Here is a 2,477-nt window from a genome sequence, read left to right on the forward strand (position 1 = left end):
CGCCAGCGCAGCGGCCGCGCGCGCTCGGCCTGTTCACCGCCATCACCGGCCTGGCGGTGCTGTCCGGCCCGGTGATCGGCGGCGTGCTGGTCGACGGGCTCGGCTGGCGCTGGGTGTTCTGGGTCAACGTGCCGCTGTGCACCGCGGCGGCCTGGCTGGCCGCGCGCAAGATGCCGGCAGGCGCCGGCTCGCCGGTGCCGCTGGACATCATGGGCACATTGCTGCTGACGGTGGCGACCGGCTCCCTGGTGTGGGGCGTGTCGCAGGGACCGGCGCTCGGGTGGACCAGCGGCCCTGTCCTGGCCGCCCTGGTGCTGGCAGTGGCCGCGTTCGCCGGCTTCCTGCGCGGGCAGCACCGCACACCGCATGCGCTGGTGCCGCCGCGGCTGCTGCACTCCTGGGCGTTCCTGCGCGGCAACCTGGTCTGCCTGCTGATGTACATGAGCCTGATGGGCACGCTGCTGTTCATGGCGCAGTTCTTCCAGGCGGTGCACCACGCCAGCCCCAGCGGCGCTGGCTGGCGCCTGCTGCCCTGGACCGCCACGCTGTTCTTCGTGGCGCCGTTCGCCGGCACGCTGGCCGGCCGCATCGGCGAGCGCCTGCCCACGGCAGTCGGCCTGCTGCTGCAGGCGGTGGGCCTGGTGTGGATGTCGATGCTGGCGCCCTCCGTGCATGCGCCTTCGGCCTGGATCGGGCCGATGCTGCTGGCCGGCGCCAGCCTGTCGCTGGCCATGCCCGCGGTGCAGAGCGTGGTGCTAGGCTCCGTGGCGCCGCCCGACATGGGCAAGGCCGCCGGCGTGTTCAACACCATGCGGCAGCTGGGCTGGGCCTTCGGCGCGGCCGCGTCGGTGGTGGTGTTCTCCAGCGGCGGCGACACCGGCACGCCGGCCGCCTTCGCCGCGGGCTTCAGCCGCGTGCTGGTGCTGACGGCGGTGCTGTCGGCCGCCGCGGGCCTCGTGTCGCTGGGGTTCCAGCGGCGCAGGGCGCCGGCTGCCGCTCCGGTGGCGTTGCGTTCAACATCCGATTGAACGCAGAGGGCGCACTCAGCGCTGCATGTGCGGATGCAGCGCCAGCAGCTCCGCCACCCACTCCACGAAGGCGCGCACCTTGGCGCTGAGGTGCCGGTTCGGCGGGTACACCACGTGCAGCGGAATCGGCGGGCGCGTCCACTCCGGCAGGATGCGCACCAGCTCGCCGCGCGCCACGTGGTCGGCGGCGGCGAACACCGCCACCTGCGCCACGCCCAGGCCGGCCAGCACGGCGGCCAGCTGCGCGTTGCTCTCGTTGACCGACACCTTGTAGCGCCCGCCGATCTCCAGCAGCGCGCCGTCGCGCTCGAACATGTGCGGATACGGCCGACCGGTGCGGGAGGAAAAGTAGTTCACCGTGCTGTGACCGTCCTCCAGCTGCTCGGGATCGGTCGGCGTGCCGTTCGCCTTCAGGTACTCGGGTGACGCCACGGTGATCAGCTGGATGTTGCCGACGCGGCGCGCCACCAGCGAGGGCTCGGTCAGCTCGCCGCCGCGGATCACGCAGTCGACGTTGTCGCCGATCATGTCCACCGGGCGGTCGCTCACGCCCAGGTCCAGCCGGATGTCGGGAAAGCGGCGATGGAACTCGCCCAGCGCCGGGATGATGACCAGCCGCGCGACCGACGCACCCACGTCCACCCGCAGCCGGCCGCTGGGGCTGGCCTGCGCATTCGTCATCGCCGCTTCGATGTCGTCGAAGTCGTTCAGCAGGCGCGCGGTGCGCTCGTAGTAGGCGGCGCCGTCGGCCGTGACGGTCACGCGCCGCGTGGTGCGGTTCAGCAGCTTGACCTTCAGCCGGCCTTCGAGCTGCTGCACCACCTTGGACACGGTGCCCTTGGGCAGATCCAGCGATTCGGCCGCGCGCGTGAACGTGCCCGTCTCCACCACACGGGTGAACACCCTCATCGCTTGAAGTTGGTCCATGGATTGTTGTTCCGTACTGCTTGCCGCGGCGAATTCAAGGGACGCATTGTTCACGTGTTGGAAACAGAGAACTCGCGCCACCCCGCTTTATCCGCAGAAGCCGTACGCCTATGCTTGGCACCATGACTGCAGATGCGTCCACTGACCGCCCGTCCGGCGGTGCCCCCGAGCCGCGCGTGCTCACCCTGCCTGGCCTGGGCCTGCCGGTGCACGTGCGCGGCAGCAAGCCGCGCGGCAAGACCGTGCCGCTGGTCCTGCACCTGCACGGCGGCGCCTTCGTCTGCGCCGACGCGCTGGCCCGCGCCTGCCTGGCCCTGCTGGCGGTCGACGCCGGCTGCGTGGTGGCGTCGCTGCACTACCCGCTCGCGCCGGAACACCGCTTTCCCGAAGCCGTGGAAGCCGGCTACGCCGCGCTGGAGTGGCTGCACCGCCAGCGCACGCGCATGGCCGGCGCCGGCGCGCCGCTGGTGATCGCGGGCGAAGAGGCCGGCGGCAACCTGGCCGCGGCCATCGCCATGATGG

3 protein-coding genes are annotated in these 2,477 nt (G+C 71.9%); 2 read left to right on the forward strand and 1 reads right to left on the reverse strand.

Annotated features, from left to right (window positions below; translation table 11 throughout):
- The coding region (locus H0U68_RS06220; protein WP_296353720.1) for an MFS transporter at window positions 1–1,028 on the forward strand (1,028 nt) is incomplete at its 5' end.
- 15 nt (window positions 1,029–1,043) lie between these two features.
- Here the strand turns inward: H0U68_RS06220 and H0U68_RS06225 are convergent.
- The gene (locus H0U68_RS06225) at window positions 1,044–1,955 is read right to left on the reverse strand and encodes a LysR family transcriptional regulator (protein WP_296353722.1); all 912 of its coding nucleotides are present in this window, start codon (window positions 1,953–1,955) and stop codon (window positions 1,044–1,046) included.
- A gap of 122 nt (window positions 1,956–2,077) precedes the next feature.
- Between H0U68_RS06225 and H0U68_RS06230 the strand changes: the two genes are divergently transcribed.
- Window positions 2,078–2,477: alpha/beta hydrolase fold domain-containing protein (locus tag H0U68_RS06230; protein WP_296353723.1), on the forward strand; the 400-nt coding region annotated here is incomplete at its 3' end.

The sequence above is a fragment of the Ramlibacter sp. genome (genome assembly GCF_013697775.1).
Lineage (GTDB): Bacteria > Pseudomonadota > Gammaproteobacteria > Burkholderiales > Burkholderiaceae_C > Ramlibacter.

Excerpts from the sequence above, each read along its gene's own strand:
- H0U68_RS06225 (WP_296353722.1), bottom strand. The coding sequence starts at position 1,955 with ATGGACCAACTTCAAGCGATGAGGGTGTTCACCCGTGTGGTGGAGACG.